21 protein-coding genes and 1 pseudogene are annotated in these 23,201 nt (G+C 63.6%); 17 read left to right on the top strand and 5 right to left on the bottom strand.

Going from position 1 to position 23,201, the window contains the following annotated elements; all coding sequences use genetic code 11:
- The 4 genes and pseudogenes from V2I08_RS13675 to ppc form a co-directional block, all read left to right on the top strand.
- Positions 1–1,148: DUF1254 domain-containing protein (locus V2I08_RS13675; RefSeq protein ID WP_349635614.1), on the top strand; the 1,148-nt coding region annotated here is incomplete at its 5' end.
- A gap of 2 nt (positions 1,149–1,150) precedes the next feature.
- Positions 1,151–2,554, top strand: coding sequence for a DUF1214 domain-containing protein (locus tag V2I08_RS13670; RefSeq protein WP_349635613.1), 1,404 nt, complete (start codon positions 1,151–1,153; stop codon positions 2,552–2,554).
- Positions 2,555–2,658: 104 nt separating this feature from the next.
- Positions 2,659–3,009: pseudogene (locus tag V2I08_RS13665) on the top strand (transposase); the annotation flags it as partial.
- Positions 3,010–3,224: 215 nt separating this feature from the next.
- Complete coding sequence (ppc, locus tag V2I08_RS13660) at positions 3,225–5,927, top strand: phosphoenolpyruvate carboxylase (protein ID WP_349635612.1); 2,703 nt, start codon at positions 3,225–3,227, stop codon at positions 5,925–5,927.
- 113 nt (positions 5,928–6,040) lie between these two features.
- On the opposite strand, the gene V2I08_RS13655 is transcribed toward ppc, so the two are convergent.
- Positions 6,041–6,595: an opacity protein gene (locus V2I08_RS13655; protein WP_310225830.1), complete on the bottom strand. Its 555-nt coding sequence runs from the start codon at positions 6,593–6,595 to the stop codon at positions 6,041–6,043.
- 314 nt (positions 6,596–6,909) lie between these two features.
- Here V2I08_RS13655 and V2I08_RS13650 point away from each other — a divergent pair, with 314 nt between their 5' ends.
- Entirely contained in the window at positions 6,910–7,539 is a 630-nt protein-coding gene (locus V2I08_RS13650; protein ID WP_349635611.1) for a peptidase, read from the top strand.
- Positions 7,539–8,225, top strand: a complete 687-nt coding sequence (locus tag V2I08_RS13645) for a hypothetical protein (protein WP_349635610.1) — start codon at positions 7,539–7,541, stop codon at positions 8,223–8,225. Before V2I08_RS13650 ends, V2I08_RS13645 begins: the two co-directional genes overlap by 1 nt.
- A gap of 79 nt (positions 8,226–8,304) precedes the next feature.
- On the opposite strand, the gene V2I08_RS13640 is transcribed toward V2I08_RS13645, so the two are convergent.
- A complete protein-coding gene (locus V2I08_RS13640; RefSeq protein WP_037480090.1) occupies positions 8,305–8,757 on the bottom strand; it encodes a peptidylprolyl isomerase in 453 nt (150 codons plus the stop codon).
- Between the two features lie 168 nt (positions 8,758–8,925).
- Between V2I08_RS13640 and mgtE the strand changes: the two genes are divergently transcribed.
- The 11 genes from mgtE (at position 8,926) to V2I08_RS13585 (ending at position 20,532) form a co-directional block, all read left to right on the top strand.
- Positions 8,926–10,359 carry a magnesium transporter gene (gene mgtE / locus V2I08_RS13635; RefSeq protein ID WP_349635609.1) on the top strand — a complete coding sequence of 478 codons (1,434 nt, stop codon included), beginning with the start codon at positions 8,926–8,928 and terminating at the stop codon, positions 10,357–10,359.
- Positions 10,360–10,390: 31 nt separating this feature from the next.
- Positions 10,391–10,789, top strand: coding sequence for a DUF1489 domain-containing protein (locus tag V2I08_RS13630; RefSeq protein WP_349635608.1), 399 nt, complete (start codon positions 10,391–10,393; stop codon positions 10,787–10,789).
- Between the two features lie 58 nt (positions 10,790–10,847).
- Entirely contained in the window at positions 10,848–12,092 is a 1,245-nt protein-coding gene (locus V2I08_RS13625) for a putative DNA modification/repair radical SAM protein (RefSeq protein ID WP_349635607.1), read from the top strand.
- An 83-nt stretch (positions 12,093–12,175) separates the two neighbouring features.
- Positions 12,176–12,520 carry a hypothetical protein gene (locus V2I08_RS13620; protein ID WP_405053653.1) on the top strand — a complete coding sequence of 115 codons (345 nt, stop codon included), beginning with the start codon at positions 12,176–12,178 and terminating at the stop codon, positions 12,518–12,520.
- Positions 12,521–12,585: 65 nt separating this feature from the next.
- Complete coding sequence (locus V2I08_RS13615; protein ID WP_349635605.1) at positions 12,586–13,047, top strand: hemerythrin domain-containing protein; 462 nt, start codon at positions 12,586–12,588, stop codon at positions 13,045–13,047.
- Positions 13,048–13,057: 10 nt separating this feature from the next.
- On the top strand, positions 13,058–14,461 hold the full coding sequence (locus V2I08_RS13610; protein WP_349635604.1) for a UdgX family uracil-DNA binding protein: 1,404 nt from the start codon (positions 13,058–13,060) through the stop codon (positions 14,459–14,461).
- Between the two features lie 80 nt (positions 14,462–14,541).
- Positions 14,542–16,131: a bifunctional phosphoribosylaminoimidazolecarboxamide formyltransferase/IMP cyclohydrolase gene (gene purH / locus V2I08_RS13605; protein ID WP_349635603.1), complete on the top strand. Its 1,590-nt coding sequence runs from the start codon at positions 14,542–14,544 to the stop codon at positions 16,129–16,131.
- A gap of 221 nt (positions 16,132–16,352) precedes the next feature.
- On the top strand, positions 16,353–16,685 hold the full coding sequence (locus tag V2I08_RS13600; protein WP_349635602.1) for a UrcA family protein: 333 nt from the start codon (positions 16,353–16,355) through the stop codon (positions 16,683–16,685).
- Between the two features lie 176 nt (positions 16,686–16,861).
- On the top strand, positions 16,862–18,385 hold the full coding sequence (locus V2I08_RS13595; RefSeq protein ID WP_349635601.1) for an NAD(P)/FAD-dependent oxidoreductase: 1,524 nt from the start codon (positions 16,862–16,864) through the stop codon (positions 18,383–18,385).
- Positions 18,386–18,389: 4 nt separating this feature from the next.
- A complete protein-coding gene (locus V2I08_RS13590; protein ID WP_349635600.1) occupies positions 18,390–18,797 on the top strand; it encodes a GtrA family protein in 408 nt (135 codons plus the stop codon).
- Positions 18,775–20,532: a hypothetical protein gene (locus V2I08_RS13585; RefSeq protein WP_349635599.1), complete on the top strand. Its 1,758-nt coding sequence runs from the start codon at positions 18,775–18,777 to the stop codon at positions 20,530–20,532. The genes V2I08_RS13590 and V2I08_RS13585 overlap by 23 nt, the downstream gene beginning before the upstream one ends.
- Here the strand turns inward: V2I08_RS13585 and msrB are convergent.
- The 3 genes from msrB to V2I08_RS13570 are packed head-to-tail and all read right to left on the bottom strand — an operon-like array spanning position 20,519 to position 23,189.
- Entirely contained in the window at positions 20,519–20,995 is a 477-nt protein-coding gene (msrB, locus tag V2I08_RS13580) for a peptide-methionine (R)-S-oxide reductase MsrB (RefSeq protein ID WP_349635598.1), read from the bottom strand. The genes V2I08_RS13585 and msrB overlap by 14 nt on opposite strands.
- Before the next feature lie 18 nt (positions 20,996–21,013).
- A complete protein-coding gene (locus V2I08_RS13575) occupies positions 21,014–22,204 on the bottom strand; it encodes an ABC transporter permease (RefSeq protein ID WP_349635597.1) in 1,191 nt (396 codons plus the stop codon).
- Positions 22,205–22,217: 13 nt separating this feature from the next.
- On the bottom strand, positions 22,218–23,189 hold the full coding sequence (locus V2I08_RS13570) for an ATP-binding cassette domain-containing protein (protein ID WP_349635596.1): 972 nt from the start codon (positions 23,187–23,189) through the stop codon (positions 22,218–22,220).
- Between the last annotated feature and the right edge of the window lie 12 nt (positions 23,190–23,201).

Here is a 23,201-nt window from a genome sequence, read left to right as displayed (position 1 = left end):
GCCGTGCGCTCGCCGCGCCGGGATACAAGGCGTTCAAGACGCCAAATGCCGATACGCTCTATTCCAACGCCTGGCTGGACCTGCGCGACGGTCCGGTGCTTTTTGATGTGCCGGATACAGGCGGCCGATATTTCACCGCGAATTTTCTCGACATCTACGGCAACGCTACCAACATCAGCGCACGAACCCATGGCACGAGTGGCGGGCGCTATCTTGTTGCAACGACAGACTGGAAGGGTGACGTACCGGAAGGCGCGACTCTTTTTCGCGTAACAACAGCGTTTACATGGATCCTGCTGCGGGTTTTGGTGCAGGAGAAAAAAGATGATCTGCACGTGGCGAATGCACTGCAGGACAAGTTTCGCCTAACACCGATGAGCCCGCCCTCTTTGTCAGCCAATTTCCCCGACGGGCACGATCAAAGTGCATCTGGATTCATGCGCGTTCTTGATTTCGTGCTGCGCACCTGCGGCCATCCCATGCGCGAAGATGCTCTCGTCAGTCGCTTCCGTTCCATCGGGATCGCTGGCCACAGCCGGGTTGATGATATACTGGCAGATCAGTCCCTGCGGACGGGCATTGATCAGGGCTTCGCGGAGGCGCGAAAAGTCATCGACGCCTCAATGGGGCAGAACGGGAAACGGCTTGGCGCGTGGTCGCAGCCGACTGATATCGGCCGTTATGGATTCAACTATCTCTATCGATCGGCGGTAACGACGCTTGGCACCGGGGCGAATGTGATTGAGGAGAACCATCCCTTCACTTCGTTCGTCGATTCAGCGGGCGCACATCTCGATGGCTCGTTGGGCGATTACCGCTTGGTGCTTTCTCCACCACCGCCCGCCCGCTTCTTCTGGTCGGTAACAGCTTATGACGCTGCCACCCGCGAACTCTATCCAAATGCACTTGGCCGCTACATGGTCGGCGACCGAACGCCTGGCCTCAAGCGCGGGAAAGATGGATCAGTTACGATCCTGTTCTCCCACCGGCCTGACGCGCTTGGAAAATCGCCCAATATCCTCCCAGTTCCGGCTGCCCCATTCTATGTTGCGATCCGCGCGCAGGGACCGGAACCCGCCTTGAGTAACGGCGAATGGCGTCCAGCCGCCATTGAAAAGATCCCAGGTGTATTGGACAGGCGGAAATGAGAATGAGCGGTCTTTTTTGCGGGGCATTGCTGTCCGTTATCGCACCAACAGCCATGGCGGCGCAGGACAGCGCCATGGAAAACGCAGCCGCCAATGTTGAGGCGAAGATCGAGGATATCGCCTACCGTGGCTATATCTGGGGAATGCCGCTGGTTGAGGCAGCACTTATCCGCAAGCGTTTCACCCAAGGCCAATCTGCTAGCGACGTTGGCACGCCGATCAATCGGTTTAAACATCGGCGCCTGTTGTCCGGCCCGGAGATGCGTGCCGGTGTGGGGCCGAACAATGACACCATTTATTCGTCGGCTTGGCTGGATCTGGCGCAAGGCCCGCTGATCGTCGCGGCACCGGATTTTGGCAGCCGCTACTATACATTCTCGATCAATCTTGCGGACTCGTCTTCCGACCAGTCCTTTGGCCAGCGCACCCATGGCTGGCAGTTGCCGCCACTATTTCTGCATGGGCCGGGCTGGCATGGCACCGTTCCACCTGGCATGGTCGATGTGCCCGTTTCAACGCGCTATGTGGGCGTTGCGGGCCGCATACTCGTCCGGTCTCCGGCGGAATATGCCGAAGTCCACGCCCTTCAGGACAAACTCGCCGTGATCCGCTGGGTGGACTGGCAAAAGGGGATGCGTATTACAGCGCCCGCAGAAGAGCAGCGCGAACTGGTGCAAGGCCCGGACGGTACGCCGCCTGAACTGGCATTCTACTACCGGCTCGGCGCGGTTCTGCAGGACTGGTATATACGGCCGCAGGATAGAGCGATGATTGCCGATCTCCAGTCCCTTGGCATTACGCCCAGGCACGGGTTTCGGTCGGAAGACCTCTCCCCGGCCGCGCTTGCTGCCCTTGCGCGTGGTTTTGTACGGGCAAAAGAAGATGTGCGTGCCGCGTCGCTTCGACTGGGCGTGGAGTATAATGGCTGGACCACAAATTATCGCGGGCCACGTTTCGGATCGGACCATATGCTGCGCGCGGCAGTGGCCAAAGACCAGATTTTCGTGGCCGTCCCGGAGGAAGCGATTTACCCGATCGCGCGGGTCGATTCTGCTGGGCGCAGGCTTGACGGTGCCCATCGCTATCGAATCCATTTTTCTTCCGGACAGTTGCCGCCGGTCGACGCATTCTGGTCGGTTACGGCCTATGACGATGCCGGCTTCATGATTCCCAATGCCGCGACCCGATACTCGGTTGGTGACAGGACTGACGGTCTTGTCATGGGCAGGGACGGCAGTGTCACGATCGAACTTGGCGCAACGGCCCCTGCGGCGGGGCAAGCCGTGAATTGGCTGCCCGTCGCTCCAGATGCTCCCTTTTATGTGATGATGCGCCTATATCGACCAAGGCAGGCCGTACTCGACCGGACGTGGGTACCGCCGAAGATCGAGCGCATCGAACAATAGCGGACCTGTCGGATGTGACGGGCTACCGATTGGATGCCTTGAAAAACTATGGCCTTTGGTGGGTAGTCTTGATTCACTTCACCGACGATATGGCGGAGTTGATAATGGCAGGTCAGCCGGGTTTCTTCGATCTTTCAGACGGGTACGAAGCATTGAATGCGGCGGGCGATCCGATGTAGTGATTGGCGGTTGTCGTAGATTTCCAGGGGTTTCTAAAGTTCGTTGATTGCCGCATTGCGACCAAGTGTTCGTGGCAAGGGCGATCGTCCCCGTTCGACCCGGTGCTCATGTTTAAGATCACGGTTCCGCAGACGCTTTACTCGCTGTCGGACGAGGCTACCGAGTATCAGATCAAGGGCCGCCTTTGGTTCCAGCGCTTCCCAGGACTTAGTCTTGACGGCACGATGCCCAGCAACAGTGTCTGGCGGTTCGGAGAACGGCTCGTGCAGGCTAAAAGGCAAGCCGTTGCCTGAACACGGAAATTCACCGAGACGGATGACATTGGGGTGCTGTGAGCAGCACGGGTCAAATTTGTATCTCTAGCGAATTACAACAAAGTTGGTCCCGCGACGGCGGGAGAGGGCAAGGCGCGACATTCGCTTTGCCAATTGCCCCCGCCCCTACATCCTCCGCTTGACCCATTCCCTGTTGCAATGCAGCATTGCGTCCCATGGCGACTCTTTCCCCCTCCCCCTCCGCCCCTGCGATCACGCAGAATCCCGACATCCGCTTTCTGGGGCGCCTGCTGGGCGACGTGATCCGGGCTTATGGGGGGGAGAGCCTCTACAAGCAGACCGAATATATCCGGTCGGCGTCGGTCGATCGGGCGCGGGGGGTGCAGGGGGCGGACCTGACGGATACCGGGCTGGATGTGCTGACGCTGGATGACACGCTCAATTTCGTGCGCGGGTTCATGCTGTTTTCGATGCTCGCCAATCTGGCCGAGGATCGGCAGGGCATCGCCGCCGAGCCGGGGGCCGATGTCGCGTCGGTGCTGGCGCGGCTGGAGTCGCATGGCATTGGCCGCGAGGCGGTGCTGGACCTGCTGTCGCACAGCCTGATCGTGCCGGTGCTGACCGCCCACCCGACCGAGGTGCGGCGCAAGAGCATGATCGACCACAAGAACCGCATCGCCGACCTGATGCTGCTCAAGGATGCGGGTCGCGAAGAGACGGAGGATGGCGAAAATCTGGACGAGGCGATTTTCCGCCAGATCGCCTTGTTGTGGCAGACCCGCCCGCTGCGGCGCGAAAAATTGTTCGTCGCGGATGAGATCGACAATGTGCTGGCCTATTTCCGCGACACTTTCCTGCCGGTGTTGCCTGCGTTGTATGCGCGGTGGGAGCGGGTGCTGGGCGCGCGGCCGCAAAGTTTCCTGCGCGTGGGGAGCTGGATCGGCGGCGACCGCGACGGCAATCCCTTCGTTCAGGCGCCGCAGTTGCGCCACGCCTTGCAGCGCGGCTGTCAGGCGGCGATCGCTTATTATCTCGATGCGTTGCACGCGCTGGGCGCGGAACTCTCGCTGTCGACCGAATTGGCGCATGTGCCGCAGGCGGTGCTGGATCTGGCCGAAGCCAGCGGCGATGCTTCGCCCAGCCGGGGGGACGAACCCTATCGCCGGGCCATATCCGGCATCTATGCTAGGCTCGCCGCGACCTGCACCGCGCTGACCGGCACGCAGCCCGCTCGGCCCTCGGCGCTCAAGGGCGAGGCCTATGCGATGCCGCAGGATTTCCGCCGCGATCTGGTGACGGTGGCGCAGGGGCTGGCGAGCGAGGGCAATGGCGCGCTGTCGAGCGGCGGGGCGCTGGGCCGCCTGATCCGCGCGGTCGAGACGTTCGGCTTTCACCTCGCCACGCTCGACATGCGGCAGAATAGCGATGTGCATGAGCGGGTGGTGGGCGAGCTGCTCAAGGTGGCAGGCGTCGAGCCGGACTATGCGGCGCTCGACGAATATGCGCGCATCGCGTTGCTGCGTAAGGAACTGGCCAGCAATCGCCCGCTGGGGTCGCGCTTTTCGGCTTATGGCGAGGAAACCGCGTCCGAACTGGCGATCGTCCATGCCGCGGCGGAGGCGCATCGCACTTACGGCCCGCAATGCATCACCCATTATATCATTTCCAAGGCCGAAAGCGTGTCCGACATGCTGGAGGTCAATATCCTGCTGAAGGAAGCCGGGTTGTGGCAGGCGGGCGTGGATGGCGCGCCGCCGCAGGCCGCGATCATGGCGATCCCGCTGTTCGAGACGATCGGCGATCTGGAGGCGGCGCCCGCGATCATGTCCGCCTATTTCGGCCTGCCCGAAATTGCAGGCGTGGTGCAGGCGCGCGGCCATCAGGAAGTGATGATCGGCTATTCGGACAGCAACAAGGATGGCGGCTACATTACGTCCACCTGGAGCCTCTACAAGGCGAGCCAGGCGCTTGCGCCCGTCTTTGCCGATGCGGGCGCGGCGATGCAGCTGTTCCACGGGCGCGGCGGGGCGGTCGGGCGCGGCGGCGGGTCGGCCTTCGCCGCGATCCAGGCGCAGCCGCGCGGGACGGTGCAGGGGCGCATCCGCATCACCGAACAGGGCGAGATGATCGCCGCCAAATTCGGGTCGCGCGATGTCGCCATGACCAATTTGGAGGCGATGACCAGCGCCACCCTGCTCGCCAGCCTGGAGCCGGAGGGGATTTCGGAGCGGGACGCCGCGCGCTTTACCGCGGCGATGGATGAGCTGTCGAAAAACGCCTTCGCCGCCTATCGCGACCTCGTCTACGGCACGGAGGGCTTCAAGGAATTTTTCCGGCAATTGACGCCGATCCAGGAGATTTCCGGCCTCAAGATCGGATCGCGTCCGGCGAGCCGCACCAAGAGCAACGCGATCGAGGATTTGCGCGCCATTCCCTGGGTGTTCAGTTGGGCGCAGGCACGGGTGATGCTGCCGGGCTGGTATGGCGTGGGCCAGGCATTGGCCGGGTTCGAGGACAAGGCGTTGCTCGCCGACATGGCGCAGCATTGGTCCTTCCTCAAATCCGCGCTCGCCAATCTGGAGATGGTGCTGGCCAAGTCGGACCTGGGCATCGCCGCGCAATATCTGCCGCTGGTCGAGGATCAGGGAATGGCCGACACCCTGTTCGGGCGCATCCGCGAGGGCTGGAACCAGACGCATGACGGGCTGCTCGCGGCGACGGGGCAATCGCGCCTGCTGGAAAAAAATGCGGCGCTGGAAACCTCGATCCGGCTGCGCCTGCCCTATATCGAACCGCTCAACCTGCTGCAGGTCGAGCTGTTGAAGCGCCACCGCGCGGGCGAGGATGATCCGCGCATCAAGGAAGGTATCGAATTGTCGATCAACGCCATTGCGACGGCGCTGCGCAACAGCGGCTAGAAAGCGAGAATCCGGGACGGCGGCAGTCCAATGCGCCGTCCCGAACCCCAGTCCCTGCCGCGGCAGGGATTGACGGGTGGAGCGAGCCGTTACGGCCCGCCCAAACCATTAGATCAGAATTTCGCGACGACACCAGCCATTGGGCGGATCGAGCGGAAATTACCCATGGTGTCAGCCTGCACCCGGAAACGGATGTTGCTGCTCATGGCCGAACTACCCATGTCGGCGGGCGAAAGTTCCACGCCAGCGCCATAGGTGGTGCCATGAAAGTCCGGGCTGTCGGGGCCGAGTGCGTCGAAATTGACCCACTTATAGCCGACCTTGCCGAAGATCATGCTGTCCTTGCCAGCCTTCACGCCGACGCGGCCCGCTGCATTATATTCCCAGTCGATGTCGCCCGACACGCCCTTGGACGCGCCACCTTCGACGCCGAGAACGATCGGCCCTGCGACATTATAGTTCACGCCAGCGACGCCTTCGACCATGCGGCCCTTATAGCCGACAGGCGGAATGCCTTCCTTGCCGGTTTCGCTGTCGAAATTATGCACGCCGCCCATCACGCCGACATAAGGTTCGAGGCGACGGGTAGAACTGCCATCGTCCTGCGCCATCGCGACGGCGGGAATGAACGACGCAGCGGCAGCCGCTGTGAAAAGCAGTGTCTTCATGGGGGTAACCCTTTTTCTATTGTTGAGGATAAGCGACGGTGTGGACCCGCCGGGTCGGCGCGAGCGCTCCAAGCGGCTGCACCAGACACGACATCAAATGGCCAGACCCGCCCGAAGGTTTCCTGAACAGAAATGGAAAATCGCGCAAATCGCGATTATGTGATGGAAAAAGCACGGTTTCTGTCGGCCAGATGAACGAAAGCCCGGATTTCTGAACGTCAGATAAACAGTGGACGGCAGGCCATATTTTCATTCACAACCAATTCAACCGCCCCGCGTTAGGTCAGTAGCATACAGAGATGAGGAGAAAGGCGATGACGGGCATCCGACATCGGTTACTGGCCACGATCGGCCTGATTGGCGCGCTGGCATTGGGTGGTTGCGGGTATAATGATGGCTTTGGCTATGGCGGTGTTAGCGTCGGCACCGGCTATTATGGCGGCGGCGGCTTTTACGGCGATGGCTATTATGGTCCCGGCGGTTTTTACCAGCCTGGTGCTTTTGGCGGATGGTATAATAATTTCTATTATCCGGGCAGTGGCTTCTATGTTTACGATCGTGGCGGACGCCGTCATCGCTGGAACGATGGGCAGCGTCGCTATTGGGAGGGCCGTCGTGTCGAACGCAGGGATGATCGCTGGCGCGGCCGGGAGAATGTCGGACAGGGCGAATGGCGTGGGCGCGGCAATGATGGTCGGCCCGGCAACTATGTTCGCCCACGGCCCCAGCCGGGCGTGGAAGGCGATCGCGGTCGCGGCCGCTGGCAGGGCAATAACGCCGTGCGTCCTTCGGATCAGGCCCGACCGCCCCGTCAGGGTGGCAGACAGATGAGCCAGCCCCGCCCGGAACGCAATATGGGCGTGCGATCCGCGCCGAACATTCGTGCCGATCGTCCGTCGCGCTCCAATAGCCGTGGCCCGGCCATGCGGACGCGCCCGAACTGATGCGGGTGTCGGTCAAGGCTATGCTGATACCGCCCCTCCTGCTCGTCGCGGCCTGCGATGGGCGGGAGGAAAGCGCGATCGACAATCTCGCCAATGGCGCGAATGTGGCCCAGGTGGAAAACAGCTTTCGCGCTGAGGCAATGGCGGTGCTGGAACCGCTCGATCCGCCAGCGCCCGGTACGCCGGGCGGACTGCCGGTCGATCCGGCCCCGCTTGCCGAAGAATCGATCGATCCCGACAGCGCGCAGGGCGCGGCGCAGGTCGTGCAGGGCTATTATGGCCTGCTGGAGGAAAAGCGGTTTGAAGATGCGCAGGCGCTGTGGAATCCGCGCGGCCAGATCGGCACGCAGGATGACGCGCATTTCGCGGCGCGTTTCAGGGGCTTTAGTGAGATTCACGCCAATGTCGGCGCGCCGTCCGAGCCGGAGGGTGCGGCAGGATCGCTCTATGTGACCGTGCCGGTTCAGCTTTATGGCCGGATCGCTGCCAACGGCAAACCCTTCTACGCGCTGCGTCAGGTGGTGCTGCATCGGGTCAATGACGTGCCCGGATCTACCGCCGAGCAGCGGCGCTGGCACATCGAACGGATCGGTGGCTACACCCCGCCGATCGAAGCAGCCGATGCCGCCAATGCAATGGCCGGTATATCCATGACCGACGGCATGGCAGGCCGAAGCAAAAAATAGCCCGCATATGTTTAAGGAAAGTCGAAGCCCGCCGGTCGGCAGAGCTTTCGACTTTCCTTAAACAGACAGCGCAATCAGATCAGGCGACGGTCGCCTTGACGATCTTGCCCGGCGTGCGCGGCGGCTCGCCCTTGGGCAGCGCGTCGACATGCTCCATGCCCGACGTCACTTCGCCCCAGACGGTATATTGACCGTCGAGGAAGGTCGCATCGTCGAAGCAGATGAAGAACTGGCTGTTGGCGCTGTTCGGGTTGGACGAACGCGCCATCGAGCAGACGCCGCGGACGTGCGGCTGGCGGCTGAACTCAGCCTTGATGTCGGGCAGCTTGGAACCGCCCATGCCGGTGCCGGTCGGATCGCCGCCCTGCGCCATGAAGCCGGCGATGACGCGGTGGAACACGACGCCATCGTAAAAGCCGTCCTTGGCGAGCGTGGTGATGCGCTCGACATGGCCGGGGGCGAGGTCAGGACGCAGCTTGATGACGACGTCGCCGCCACTGTCGAGGGCGAGGGTAAGTGTTTCTTCGGCCATGATGATCCTCTCTTGCCGGGGAAGGGGTAGTGGCCCCCATATAGAGGCTATCAAAGGGGATGGAAGATTGTTGTGGATAAGGCGTTCATTGCCGCCGCCCCATTGCAATTCCAGTGTGCATAGGCGAAAGCACCCCCATGATTCAGGAACCGGACAGTAGCGCGCGCCATGAGCGATCGCGGCAACATGGCCGATGCCCGGCCCGATGAAGAGCTGATCGACGCGACCGCGATCGATCAGGCCGAATCCCGTCATGACGAGGATGACCGGCTGAGACCCGAATATGTGACCGCCGTGCTGGACGCGGTGGAAGATGGCGACGCGGAGCGGGCGCGCGATCTCGTGTCGCCGCTGCACCCCGCCGACATTGCCGATCTGCTCGAACTTTCGCCCGCCGACCGGCGCGGCGCGGTGGCCGCAGCGCTCGGCGATCTGGTCGGCGCGGAAGTGCTGTCCGAACTCAACGATTATGTCCGCGACGACCTGATCGGCGATCTTGCGCCGGAACAGGTGGCGGGATTCGCGGCCGAACTCGACACCGACGATGCCGTCGCGATGATCGAGGATATGGACGATGCCGACCAGCAGGCCGTCCTCGACGCACTCGACCCCGAAGACCGCGCGGCGATCGAAAGCGCGCTGTCTTACCCGGAGGAATCCGCCGGTCGTTTGATGCAGCGCGACCTGGTCGCGGTGCCCGAACATATGACGGTCGGCCAGGTGATCGACTATCTGCGCGACCATGGCGACCTGACCGCCGATTTCTGGGAAATCTACGTCGTCGATGCGATGCACCGGCCGGTGGGCTATTGCCAGCTAAGCTGGATTCTCACCTGCCCCCGCTCGGTCGCGATGGCCGACCTGATGAAGCGCGAACAGACGTTGATCCCGGTCGATATGGACCAGGAGGAAGTGGCGCTGCGCTTCCAGAAATATGCGCTGATCTCCGCTGCTGTCATTGATGCCAGCGGACGGCTGGTCGGCATGATCACGGTCGATGACGTTGTCCACATCATTGCCGAGGAAGCCGGCGAGGATATTTTGCGCCTGTCGGGCGCAGGCGAAGGCGACATCAACGAACCGATCCTGATGACGGTGCGCGCGCGCCTGATCTGGCTGGTCGTCAATCTGGGCACGGCGATGCTGGCCGCGTCGGTCGTCGGCCTGTTCGAAGGGACGATCGAACGCTTCGCCATGCTCGCCGCGCTGATGGGCATCGTGTCGGGCATGGGCGGCAATGCGGGGACGCAGACGCTCGCCGTGGTCGTGCGCGCGCTCGCCACCAACCAATTGACCAGTTCCAATACTGTGCGGATGATAGGGCGCGAGTTCCGCATTGCGGCAACCAATGGCGCAACGCTCGGCACCTTGATCGCGGTCGGTTCCTATATGCTCTATGGACGGCTCGACCTGTCGCTGGTGTTCGGCGCGGCGCTGCTCATCAACAATATGGTGGCGGGACTGGCCGGGGTATTGGTGCCGATCACGCTGGAACGCAATAATATCGACCCGGCGGTTTCCTCCTCGGTTTTCGTGACGACGATGACCGACACGATGGGCTTTTTTGCGTTTCTGGGCCTGGCCACGCTTTTCCTGCGTTGAAGCGAGGCGGCATCCACCCCAGATCGCCCCTATGCCGCTGCACATCACCAAGATCGCTTTTCGCAGCGAAAGCCCCGCCACCTTGCGCGCCTGGCTCGAAAGCCAGCCCGGCGAAGCGCGGATCACCACCCGCTATCTGCCCAAGCGGGTCGAGGAAATGGCGGGCGGATCGCTCTACTGGATTCACGCCCATATGCTGGTGGGGCGCAGTCCGATCCTGGGGTTCGAGGAAACCGGGCAGGGCCGTCACTGGGTCCGGCTCGAACCCCGGCTGATCCCGGTGCGCGCTTCCCCCAAGCGCGCACATCAGGGCTGGCGCTATCTGGAGGACAAGGATGCGCCGCCGGACCTCGCCGATGGCGAGGTCGATGCCCGCGACGCCATGCCCCCGGCGCTGCTGCACGAACTGGCGAAGCTCGGTCTGGTCTAAAGGGCATAAGCATTTGAAACGCTGGACTTGTCCCTAGAAAGAACATAGCACGAACGCTATGGTTCAGATGTCCACTCGTCAGAAGCTCGAAATCCTGGCCGATGCCGCCAAATATGACGCCTCCTGCGCTTCTTCGGGCACGTCCAAGCGGGATTCGCGCGGTGGCAAGGGCATCGGATCGACCGAAGGAATGGGCATTTGCCATGCTTATGCCCCGGACGGCCGCTGCATCTCGCTGCTCAAGATATTGCTGACCAACAGTTGCATTTTCGACTGCCATTATTGCATCAATCGCAAATCGAGCGACGTGCGCCGCGCCCGCTTTACCGCCAAGGAAGTGGTGGACCTGACGCTCAGCTTCTATCGCCGCAATTATATCGAAGGGCTGTTCCTCTCGTCCGGCATCATCCGATCGTCCGACTATACGATGGAGCAGATGGTCGAGGTGGCGCGCTCCTTGCGCGAGGATCATGATTTTCGCGGCTATATTCATTTGAAGACCATCCCCGATGCCGATCCCGACTTGCTGCATCGGGCCGGACTCCATGCCGACCGGCTGTCGATCAATGTCGAACTGCCGACCGAAAGCGGCCTCAAGCGGCTTGCGCCGGAAAAGGACGGCACCCGGATCGAAGGCGCGATGGGCCAGATGCGGGCCGAGATGGAGGATAATGGCGACGCACGCCGCAAATATCGCCATGCCCCGCGCTTTGCGCCGGCGGGCCAGTCCACCCAGATGATCGTGGGCGCGGACGCTGCCGACGACCGGGCGATCATCACGCGGGCGAGCAGCCTCTATGATCGCCACCGGCTGCGCCGCGTCTATTATAGCGCCTTTTCCCCCATCCCTTCGCCCAGCGCCGTGCTGCCGCTCAAGCGCCCGCCGCTGATGCGCGAACATCGGCTCTACCAGTCCGACTGGATGATGCGTTTCTACGGCTATGATGCGAGCGAAGTGGCGGCGGCGACCGATGCGGCAACGGGCTGCCTGCCGCTCGACATTGATCCTAAGCTCGCCTGGGCGCTCAACCATCGCGCCATCTTTCCCGTCGACGTCAATCGCGCCCCGCGCGAGGCGCTGCTGCGGGTGCCGGGGCTGGGGGTCAAGGCGGTCGATCGCATCCTCGCCAGCCGTCGCCATCGGCGCCTGCGGCTAGACGATGTCGCGCGGATGACGACCTCTATCAAGAAGCTGCGCCCCTTTCTGGTGGCGGCCGATTGGCGCCCGGTGGCGCTGATCGACCGCGCCGATCTGCGCGCCCGCATCACGCCGCCCGCCAGTCAGCTCGAACTCTTTGCCTGACCACGACTTTTCCGGTTGCTTCCGAGTCGCGATCGTGGAATTCTTCGGCTTTCCGTCATTCAGGGGGTCGGGTCTTGGCGACGATGTTCGACAATCAGGCAATGGGCCGCAGCGGCGGCTTTGCGAAGCGGATCAGCAGCCATCTGGCGGCGGCGCTCGTGGTATTCTGTTTGTTGCAGATTTTCATCGTCGCGAAGATGGGCGGATCGCTGGTGCTGCACCTGGGCGTCATCGTCGCGATCGGTGGCTATGCGATCGCCGCGCGCGGGCTGGAACGGCGCTGGCAGATGCTGGACAATAGCAGCCTGTCGCGCAGCGGTTTGGCGCTGCGCTTTCGCCGTGACATCGTGCAACTCTGGGCCGCCAGCCTGATCGGCGCGGCGCTGTGGATTCCTGTCGCCATCATCTTTCGCGCCTTGTTCGGATAAAGCGAGCGGCCGGAGCCAATTCCCGTTCGCGTCGTTGTGATCCTTCGAACCAGGGAGGAACCAGCATGGCCGACATCACTATTTTCGATCGCCTGAAGCAGGATCATGACGCGCATCGCCAGCTTTTCGAGAAGATGGCCAAGGCGGAAAGCGACGACCAGCTCGAAAAACTGTTCGAACAATTTGCCGTCGAAGTGACCGCCCACGCTGCGGCGGAGGAGGAAACGCTTTACGCCACTATGTTGTCGCGCCCGGACCTGCGTGAGGATGCGCAGCATAGCGTATCCGAGCATAAGGAAATCGACGATTATCTCGAAGAGCTGGACGAACTGAAATTCAACGGCGAGGCCTGGCGCAAGAAATTCGCCGAGATGAAGAAGCGCTACCTCCATCATATCGAGGAGGAAGAGGAAGAAATGTTCCCGACCGCCGCCAAGGATCTGACGGCGGACGAAGAGAAGAAGCTCGGCGCGTTGTTCGCCAAGCGCAAGCCCGCCGAACTGGAACGCGCCCAGGCAGAGGATTAAGCGAGACACCATGCACCGCGTCGCCCTGACCGCGCCCGATGATATGGACGGTTGGCGGTCGGCGGCGCGGCGGCTGGCGATGGCGGGCGTCGATCCGGCGGATGTGGTGTGGCAGGTCGGCGACGCGCCCGGCGACCTGTTCGGCGACGCCCCGCTACCGCCCGACACCAAAAGCAGTGCCTTTTCTGTGCCGCGCAGCTTCGTCTCGCTGGCCGAGAGCGCGATCCTGCACAGCGACCCCAGCCGCTTCGCCTTTCTCTACGCGCTGCTGTGCCGCGTGCGCGCGCGGCCGGGCACCATGGAGGACAGCGCCGACCCGATGCTGGCGCGGGTGCAGGCGCTCGCCAAATCGGTGCGGCGCGATATTCACAAGATGCGCGCCTTCGTCCGCTTCCGCGAGGTGGAGGATGGCGATGGCCCACGCTTCGTCGCCTGGTTCGAGCCGGACCATCATATCGTGCGCGCCAATGCCGGTTTCTTCATGCGCCGCTTCGCCACGATGCATTGGTCGATCCTGACGCCTGAGGTCAGCATCCATTGGGACGGCACGACCTTGCGCGAAGGTCCCGGCGCCAGCCGCGCCGACGCGCCGCAGGGCGACCCGGTCGAGGCGCTGTGGAAGGGCTATTATGCCGCCATCTTCAACCCGGCCCGGCTCAAGACCGGGGCGATGCTGTCGGAAATGCCCAAAAAATATTGGCGTAACCTGCCCGAAGCCGAACTGATCCCCGACCTGATCGCCGGGGCACAACAGCGCGAGGCGGCGATGATCGCCACCGCCCCGACCCCGCCCAGACGCGCGAGCAACAGCGCGACCGCCTGGGATGCTTTGCGCGCCGAGGCCATGACCTGCACCCGCTGCCCGCTGCATCAGCATGCGACCCAGACGGTGTTCGGCGAAGGCCCGCTGGCCGTACCGCTGATGTTCATTGGCGAACAGCCCGGCGATCAGGAGGATCTGGCCGGGCGCCCCTTTGTCGGTCCGGCCGGACAATTGTTCGACGCGGCGCTGGTGCAGGCGGGCGTCGATCGCGATCAGGCCTATGTCACCAATGCGGTCAAACATTTCAAATATGAACAGCGCGGCAAGCGCCGCATCCACCAGACCCCGGTGGCGGGCGAGGTGCAGGCCTGCCGCTGGTGGCTGGACCAGGAGCGCGCGATCCTGCGCCCGCGCATCATCGTCGCATTGGGCGCGACCGCCGCGCGCGCAATGCTGGGCAAGGCAGTGACGATCAGCGCGACGCGCGGCACTGCCATCCCGCTGGAGGATGGCGCGGAAGGCTGGGTGACCGTCCACCCCAGCTATTTGCTGCGCCTGCCCGACGAAGACCGGCGGGCGGAAGAGCAAGCGCGCTTCGTCGCGGACCTGGCGATGATCGGCGATCGGCTGCGCGTCTTGACCGCCGACTAAACCCTGTATTTTTGCGGGCCGCACGCCTAAAGGCCTTGCGCGAACGCATCCGTCCGACCCGCAACCTAGAAAGCCCCGCCATGACCGACTATCCCATCAAGCGCGCCCTCCTGTCCGTGTCGGACAAAGCGGGGCTCATCGAACTGGGACAGGCGCTGGGCAAGCATGGCGTCGAACTGGTGTCGACCGGCGGCACGGCCAAGGCGCTGCGCGACGCGGGCCTGACCGTCATGGATATTTCCGACCTGACCGGCTTTCCCGAAATGATGGACGGCCGCGTCAAGACGCTGCACCCCAAGGTGCATGGCGGCCTGCTCGCCGTGCGCAACAACCCGGCGCATGTCGCGTCGATGGACGAACATCAGATCGGCGCGATCGACCTGGTCGTCGTCAACCTCTACCCCTTCGCCGCGACCGTGGCCAAGGGGGCCGCGCGTGACGAGATCATCGAGAATATCGACATTGGCGGCCCCTCGATGGTGCGTTCGGCGGCCAAGAATCATGAAAGCGTCGCGATCGTCACGGATCCTGCCGACTATGCCCGCCTGATCGCCGAAATGGACGAAAAGGGCGGCGCGACCAGCTATGATTTCCGCCGGATGCTCGCGGCCAAGGCCTATGCTGCAACCGCTGCCTATGACTCGATGATCGCCAGTTGGTTCGCCTTTGCTGATCAGGGCGTCACCTTCCCCGAAACGCTCGCCGTCGCCAGCACGCTTGGCACCACGCTGCGCTATGGCGAAAATCCGCACCAGTCCGCCGCCCTCTATCTGCCCACCAGCCCGTCGGCGAACGGCATTGCCCAGGCGACCCAGATCCAGGGCAAGGAACTGTCCTATAATAATTATAACGACGCCGATGCCGCGCTGGAGCTGGTCAGCGAATTTCGCGATGGCCCGCCGACCGTGGTCATCGTCAAGCATGCCAATCCGTGCGGCGTCGCCACCGGCGCGACCCTGATCGAAGCCTATGAAGCGGCGCTCGCCTGCGACAGCGTGTCGGCCTTTGGCGGCATCATCGCCGTCAACCGCCCGCTCGATGGCCCGACCGCCGAAGCGATCAGCGGCATCTTCACCGAAGTCGTCGCCGCGCCCGACGCCGATGATGCGGCGCGCGCCATCTTTGCCAAGAAGAAGAATCTCCGCCTGCTGCTGACCGGCGACCTGCCCGATCCGGCGCGGACCGGCTTGCAAATCAAGAGCATAGCAGGCGGCCTGCTAGTGCAGAGCCGCGACAATGGTCAGGTGACGCGCGACGCGCTCAAGGTCGTGACCAAGCGCGAACCCACGGAACAGGAACTGGCCGACTGCCTCTTTGCCTGGACCGTGGCCAAGCATGTGAAGTCCAACGCCATCGTCTATGCCAAGGGCGGCAGCACCGCAGGCGTCGGCGCAGGCCAGATGAACCGCCTCGAATCCGCGCGCATCGCCGCGTGGAAGGCGAAGGACGCGGCCGAAAAGGCAGGCTGGAGCGAGCCGCGCACGATCGGCTCGGCGGTCGCGTCGGACGCCTTCTTCCCCTTCGCCGATGGCCTGCTGGCCGCCGTCGAAGCCGGGGCGACCGCCGTCATCCAGCCGGGCGGATCGATCCGCGACGATGAAGTCATCGCCGCTGCCGACGAAGCGGGTCTCGCCATGGTCTTCACCGGCATGCGCCACTTCCGGCATTAATCGTTAAAGAGGCCGGTGCGGCACGAACGGGCCAAGCCTGTTCACAAAGCTATGACACGGGTGCGAAGACATTCCCTTCGCACCCGCAAAATAACGGTTTTCCGCCACTTTTTGTCAACTGGCCCCTTTTCAAAGGCACCGGCGAGGCTTATTTACAGGGCGACCCTATTTCCACGCAGATGTGGGGCTGAAAAAAACAAAATGTTCGACAGGAGAATAGGATGAACAAGAAGATGTTGGTGGCATGTGCCGCCACGATCGCCTTTGCGCTGCCCGGAGTGGCAAGCGCCGGCAGCAATGACATGGATGTAATCGTCGACGGCCATGCCGGCACGGAAACCCGCTCGCTCGCCGTGTCGGTCGCCGATCTCAATCTTGCCAGCACCAATGGCATGCGCCGTGCCGATTCGCGCGTGACTCGTGCGGCCAAGCAGGTGTGCGGCTTCGTCAATGGCTCGATCCTGCCGGTGACGGAAGATTATCGCACCTGCTTTGGCCAGGCCATGGATGGTGCGCGCAGCGACCTCAGCACGCTGGCCCAGCGGCAGAGCTGATCTTTGCTTTCGCCCTCCCCCACGAAGGGGACTGCAGGGGGCCGTTCCGCATCAGCGGGGCGGCCCTTTGTCATGGGTCGGCGCATAGCGCAGGATGATTACCGGCCATTAACCAGTCCTTAGAAGATTTCCTTCACTCCCGATGCGACGAAAGACTATCGGGGGAATAGCCTGCCATGCTGCGTACCGACCAACATGTGGACGTCGCCATCATCGGCGCTGGCCCGGCCGGCCTGACCGCTGCCTATCTGCTGACGAAGCAGGGCTATAGCGTCACGGTGATCGAAAAAGACCCGGTCTATGTCGGCGGCATCAGCCGCACGGTGGAGCTGGACGGCTTCCGCTTCGACATTGGCGGGCATCGCTTCTTTTCCAAATCGCAGCAGGTGGTCGACCTGTGGAACGAGATATTGCCCGACGATTTCATCCAGCGCCCTCGGATGAGCCGCATCTATTATGAAGGCAAATTCTACAGCTATCCACTGCGCGCGTTCGAGGCGCTGTGGAATCTGGGCGTCTGGCGCTCGACCCTTTGCATGGCGAGTTTCGCCAAGGCGCGGCTTTTCCCCAATCGCAACGTCCGCTCCTTTCAGGACTGGACCGTCAACGCCTTTGGCCACAAGCTCTTCTCCATCTTCTTCAAGACCTATACCGAAAAAGTGTGGGGCATGCCGTGCGACGAAATGTCGGCCGACTGGGCGGCGCAGCGGATCAAGGGCCTGTCGCTGTGGGGCGCGGTGGTCGATGGTCTCAAACGCTCGCTCGGCCTCAACAAGAAACCCAATGACGGCATGGCGACCAAGACGCTGCTCGAAACCTTCCGCTATCCGCGCCTTGGCCCCGGCATGATGTGGGAAGCCGCGCGCGACCGCGTGGTCGAAGGTGGCAATCGGGTGCTGATGGCGCACAGTTTCAAGCGGCTGGAACAGGAGCCGGGCAGCGATGGCTGGCGACTGGTGGCCGAAGGGCCGCAGGGCGATGTCGTCATCACCGCCGCCCATGTCATTTCGTCCGCACCGATGCGCGAACTGGCCGCCCGCATCCATCCGCTGCCTGCGACGCTGCCCGAAGCGATGGACCTCAAATATCGCGACTTCCTGACCGTCGCCCTGATGGTGAAGGGGGAGGATATTTTCCCCGACAACTGGATCTACATCCACGACAGCAAGGTGCAGGTCGGCCGCATCCAGAATTTCCGTAGCTGGTCGCCCGAAATGGTGCCGGACCCGACGCTCGCCTGCGTGGGCCTGGAATATTTCTGTTTCGAAGGCGACGGGCTGTGGTCCTCGACCGATACCGATCTGATCGCGCTGGCGACCAAGGAAATGGCGCAGCTTGGCCTGTGCAATCCCGACGATGTCGTGGGCGGCGCCGTGGTGCGGCAGGAAAAGGCCTATCCCGTCTATGACGACGCCTATGCCGCCAATGTGCAGGCGATGCGCAGCGAACTCGAAGCGCGCTATCCCACGCTGCACATGGTCGGGCGCAACGGCATGCACCGCTATAATAATCAGGATCATGCGATGATGACGGCGATGCTGACCGTCCGCAACATCGTCGCGGGCGCGCGCGTCCATGACGTCTGGTCGGTCAATGAAGACGCCGAATATCATGAGGCAGGCGATGAAGGCCAGGATGCCGACACGCAGGCCGCACTCGCCAGCACCCGCGCCGTGCCGTCGCGGCTGAAGGCTGCCTGATCCGATGATCGACCGGCTGCGCGTGCTGGCCATGCTGGTCGTGCGCGCGACCTTTGCCCGCTATCTGCTCGCGAGTATCTGCGCGCTGGCGAGTGACATGGCGCTGTTCCTGGCGCTCGACCAAGGGCGCGCGCCGCCTTTGCTCGCGGCCTTTGGCGGTTATGCCGGGGGGCTGCTGGTCCACTGGATCATCAGCATCCGTTTCGTCTTCGACACCGGCACGGGGCCAACCCATGCGCAACGCGCAGGCTTCGTCGCGAGCGCGTTGCTCGGCATGGGCCTGACCCTGCTCCTCGTCGGTGGTCTGAGCGCACTTGGCCTCGCCCCAGCGCTTGCCAAGCTCCTCTCCATCCCGGTGAGTTTCCTGACCGTCTATGCCATCCGCCGCCATGCCGTCTTTGCCCGCGCCTGATCGTAACCGGGCGGCGCTGCTGGCGCTGCTTGGCTGGCTGCTGTGCAGCGCGGTGATGCTGTGGCTGTTTCGCGCTGATATGGCGACGCTCGGCTTTCGCGATCCCGATGATGCGATGCGGCTGGTGCAGGTGCGCGACTGGATTGGCGGGCAGGCTTTCTGGGACGTATCGCAACATCGGGTGAATCCGCCGCTGGACGGCCCGATGCACTGGTCGCGCATCGTCGATCTGCCGGTCGCGGCATTGATCCTGTTGCTCACGCCGCTTTTTGGTGCCGCCCATGCGGAATTGCTGGCCTGCGCTATCGTGCCATTGCTGCTGCTGGGCGGACTGGCCGCTGCGGTGTTTGTGGCAGCACGGCGAATTGCGGGGAGTGCCGCAGCGCTGCTCAGCGTCGCCCTGCTGCTAACGGCCCCCAGCATATTGGTGCAGTTCACGCCGTTGCGGATCGACCATCATGGCTGGCAGATTTTGCTGGCCGCGATCGCGCTGTGCGGCGCGACCGACGACAGGCCAGCGCGCGGCGGCATCGTCGCTGCTTTGGCGCTGGCGCTCTGGCTCCAGATTTCGAGTGAAAGCCTCCCCTATGTCGCGCTGTTCGGCGCGGCCTTCGCGCTGCGCCAGTGGATTGCGCGCGGTGAGGCGCCCCGCTTCATCGCTTTCGCGCTCACCCTGGGCGGTGCCGCGCTCTTCCTCCTAGCGCTGCTGCGCGGACCGAATGCCGCGCTTGCCAGCCATTGCGACGCGCTGTCCTATGTCTATGTCTGGCCGCTGGTTGCCTTGGCGATCGCCACGCTCGCGGCCGCCCGCCTGATCGGTACCGCCACCGCGCCCAACCGCTTCGCTATCGCGGCGACCGGCGGCGGCGCGGCGCTCGCGACCTTTGCCCTGACCAGCGGTCCCTGCCTGTCGGGCGATCCGTTCGCAGCGCTTGGGCCGCTCGCCTATAAGCTCTGGTATCTTCAGGTGATGGAGGGCCGCCCGATCTGGGAACAGAGCCTGTCGATGCGGGGCGTCATCCTTTTGCCGCCGCTGCTTGGCCTTGCCGCATCGCTCCTCGCCGCACGCAGCGCGGAGCGGGAGGCACGGATGCGCTGGCTCCTGATCGCCCTGTTGCTAATAGGCGCGACCGGCGTAGCGATGCTGGTCATGCGCGCTCTGTCGGTCGGGCATGTTCTGGCCCTGCCCGGCATCGCCTGGTTGTTGATCGCCCTGTTCCAACGCATCCAGACCGCGCGCACCGCCTTGCTGCGGGTCAGCGGATCGGTCGCGCTGGCGGCGCTGACCCCGGCGGGCCTGTGCGCCCTGTGGACGGCGCTGGCCAGCAAAGCCGAGCCGGCCGATGCCCAGGCTACCAACTGCCGCGCCGCGACCGTCCTCATGCCCCTTCGCGCGATGGCACCCGTCACCCTTTTCGCGCCGCTCGACCTGGGGCCTGACATTCTGGCGCAGACCCGCCACAGCGTCATCGGCACTGCCCATCATCGCAACGCTGTCGGAATCACCACGGTCATTCAGGCCTTCGTCGATCCGCCGGATCAGGCCCGCGCTATCATCGCCCGGACACGCGCCACCTATCTCGTCACATGCGATGGCCTCAACGAATTGCGGCTCTATGCCAAAACGAACCCCGCAGGCCTAGCCGCCCTGATCGCCAGCGACTCGCCGCCCGCCTGGCTGGAACCGATCCCTACGAAAGGCGCGTTGCGCCTCTACCGCATCAGGCCGGAATGAAGCGCATCGCCACGCCGTTCATGCAATAGCGTTTGCCGGTCGGCTTTGGCCCGTCATCGAACACATGGCCCAGATGCCCGCCGCAGCGCGCACAATGGACTTCGGTGCGCGGATAGCCCAAATCGAAGTCGCGGCTGGTGCCGACCGCCTTGGGGAGCGGTGCATAGAAGCTTGGCCAGCCGGTGCGGCTATCGAACTTGGTCTTCGAACTGAACAGTTTCTGGTCGCAGCCCGCACAGGCGAAAGTGCCCGCGCGCTTTTCCTTGTCCAGCGGACTGGTGAAGGGACGCTCGGTCGCCTGTTTGCGCAGCACATTATAGGCGAGCGGCGATAATCGCTGGCGCCATTGCGCATCGGTCAGGGCGAAGGGATAGGCCGCCTCCGCCTCGCCGACGCCCAATCGCCAGAACCCCAAAGCCACCGCGCCGGTTGCGATCCCGCCCAGAATATGCCGTCTGTCCATCGCGCGATCCTATCTGGCTCAGCCTGTCGATGCCCTGAACAACTGTTTCCACCAGCGCCCGCCCGATTGCATCACATGGCGGCGGAACAGCAGCACGCCAACGCGGATGATCAGCCCCACGAACAGCGCCTGCCAGACGATCGCCAGCAGATGCGGCCATAGCGCATCATCCTGCGCCGCGCGCGCGATCATGGTGAAGGGCGAACTGAACGGGAATATCGCGGCGGCAATTTCCGGGGCCTTGCCCATATGGTCGATCGCATAGCTGGCGAAGAAGAAGATCATCATCTGCCCCATGGTGACGGGCATGTTGAGCGTCTGCACCTCGCGCACCGTCGCCGCCTGTGCGCCGATGCCTAAGAATAGCGAGCCGAGCAGCGTATAGGCCATGGCAAAATAGATGACCGCCAGAGCCAGGAACACCGGCCAGCCGACCGCTGGCATCGGCACCGCCGCACCATTGCCCCCCAGCGCCAGGAAGATCGCAAAGGCCGTCCCGCCCCAGAAAGCGATACCGACAAAGCTCATCGCCAGCATCGCCATCAGCTTGCCTAAGAAGATCGCGTCGATCGGCACGGCTGCGGCCAATATCTCGATGATCTTGTTGGTCTTTTCCTCGACCAGATTGGACAGGATCATGCCTGCCAGCAGAATGGTGAGGAAAAACATCACGATCTGCGCGACCCGGCCGATCTGCAAGCGCCCCTGCGCCTGCGCGCCGTTGCTGGTGGCGACCTCCTCGCGCCGCACCTGCACCATACGCAGCGTGTTTTCCGCTTGGGCCGCACTGGCGATCAGGCTGAGGTCGCCCTGCAGCCGGTCCAGATCCTCCGCCTTGCCGGTCAGTACCGGCCGCGCGACTGTGCCCGACAGGATCGCCACCACCGCCGAATCCGCCCGCGCCAGTTGCTCGCGCGGCGCGGGCGTCGTCGGCACCCGTCGCAACCGCACCAGCGCCTGGTCCCCCATCCGCTCGGTCAGCCGATCATGCGCCCGCTCCAGCCGCACCGTCTCGCTGGCGGGCATGGCGATGCCGACCACGGGACGGAGGTCGGTGCTGGAAATCTTGTCAGTGAATCCGGCAAAAACCATGCCGATCAGGATCGGCAGCAACGGTCCCAACAGGAACAGGATGAAGGTGCGCGACAGCACGACAGCGGTGAAATCCCGCCGCGCGATCACCAGAGCGGCGCGCCACATCTCCCTCATGCCCCAACCTTCTTCATACTAAAGCCTCCCGCTCGGCATCATCGCGCATCTGTTGCGCCGCCGCCGCGCCCGCAATCGCCACGAAGGCATCATGCAGCCCTGGTCGCTCGATCGACAGGCTTTCGATGCCCGCATCGCCATCCAGCAAGGCGCGGAGCAAGGGCTCGATCCCGCCATCGGGCAGCGCGAAATGCCACGCCCCTTCTTCCTGTGTCGCATCGCCCGGCAACGCGGCCCGCCACGCGCCATCGCGCGCCCGCGTGCGCAGCCGCACCTGCGACCGCAGTTGCGCGCGCGCATCGTCCACCGTGCCCTCGAACCGGATGCGTCCACCCGCGACGATCGCGACCCGCTCGCACAGCCGTTCGGCATGGGCGATGACATGGGTGGAAAACAGCACGGTTACGCCCCGCTGCGCCTGCTCGCGGATCAGCCGCTCCAGCTTCTCCTGGTTGATCGCGTCCAGCCCCGAAAAAGGCTCGTCCAGCACGATCAGGCGCGGTTCGTGGATGATGGTGCCGAATAATTGCACCGTCTGCGCCATGCCTTTGGACAATTGCCGGATCGGCTTGTTGATCGCCGCGCCCATGCCATGGCCCTCCAGCATTGCGCGCGCCCGCACCCGCCCCTGCCGCAGCGGCAGCCCACGCAGCGCGCCCATGAAGGCAATCGCCTCATAGGCCTTCATCGAGGGATAGAGCCCGCGCTCTTCGGGCAGATAGCCGACCTGCCGCGCCATGCGCAGCGGTTGCTCCGCGCCCAGCAGGCGGCGATGCCCCTCATCGGGATCGATGATGCCGAGCAAGGTGCGCAGCAGCGTCGTCTTGCCCGCGCCATTGGGGCCAAGCACGCCATAGATGGTGCCCGCGGGCACGGCGATGTCGACCCCGTCGACCGCGCGGAAGCTGCCGAAAGTCTTGACAAGGCCATGGCCTTCCAGGGCATAGGCTGGAGCGGGAGCAAGGCCCGGAGTGTCGCCGTTCATGCCCTTGTGATA

This window comes from Sphingobium sp. MK2, assembly GCF_040170545.1.
Lineage (GTDB): Bacteria > Pseudomonadota > Alphaproteobacteria > Sphingomonadales > Sphingomonadaceae > Sphingobium.
Note: the sequence above shows the minus strand (reverse complement) of the source record. Positions and strands in the feature narration are given on the sequence as shown.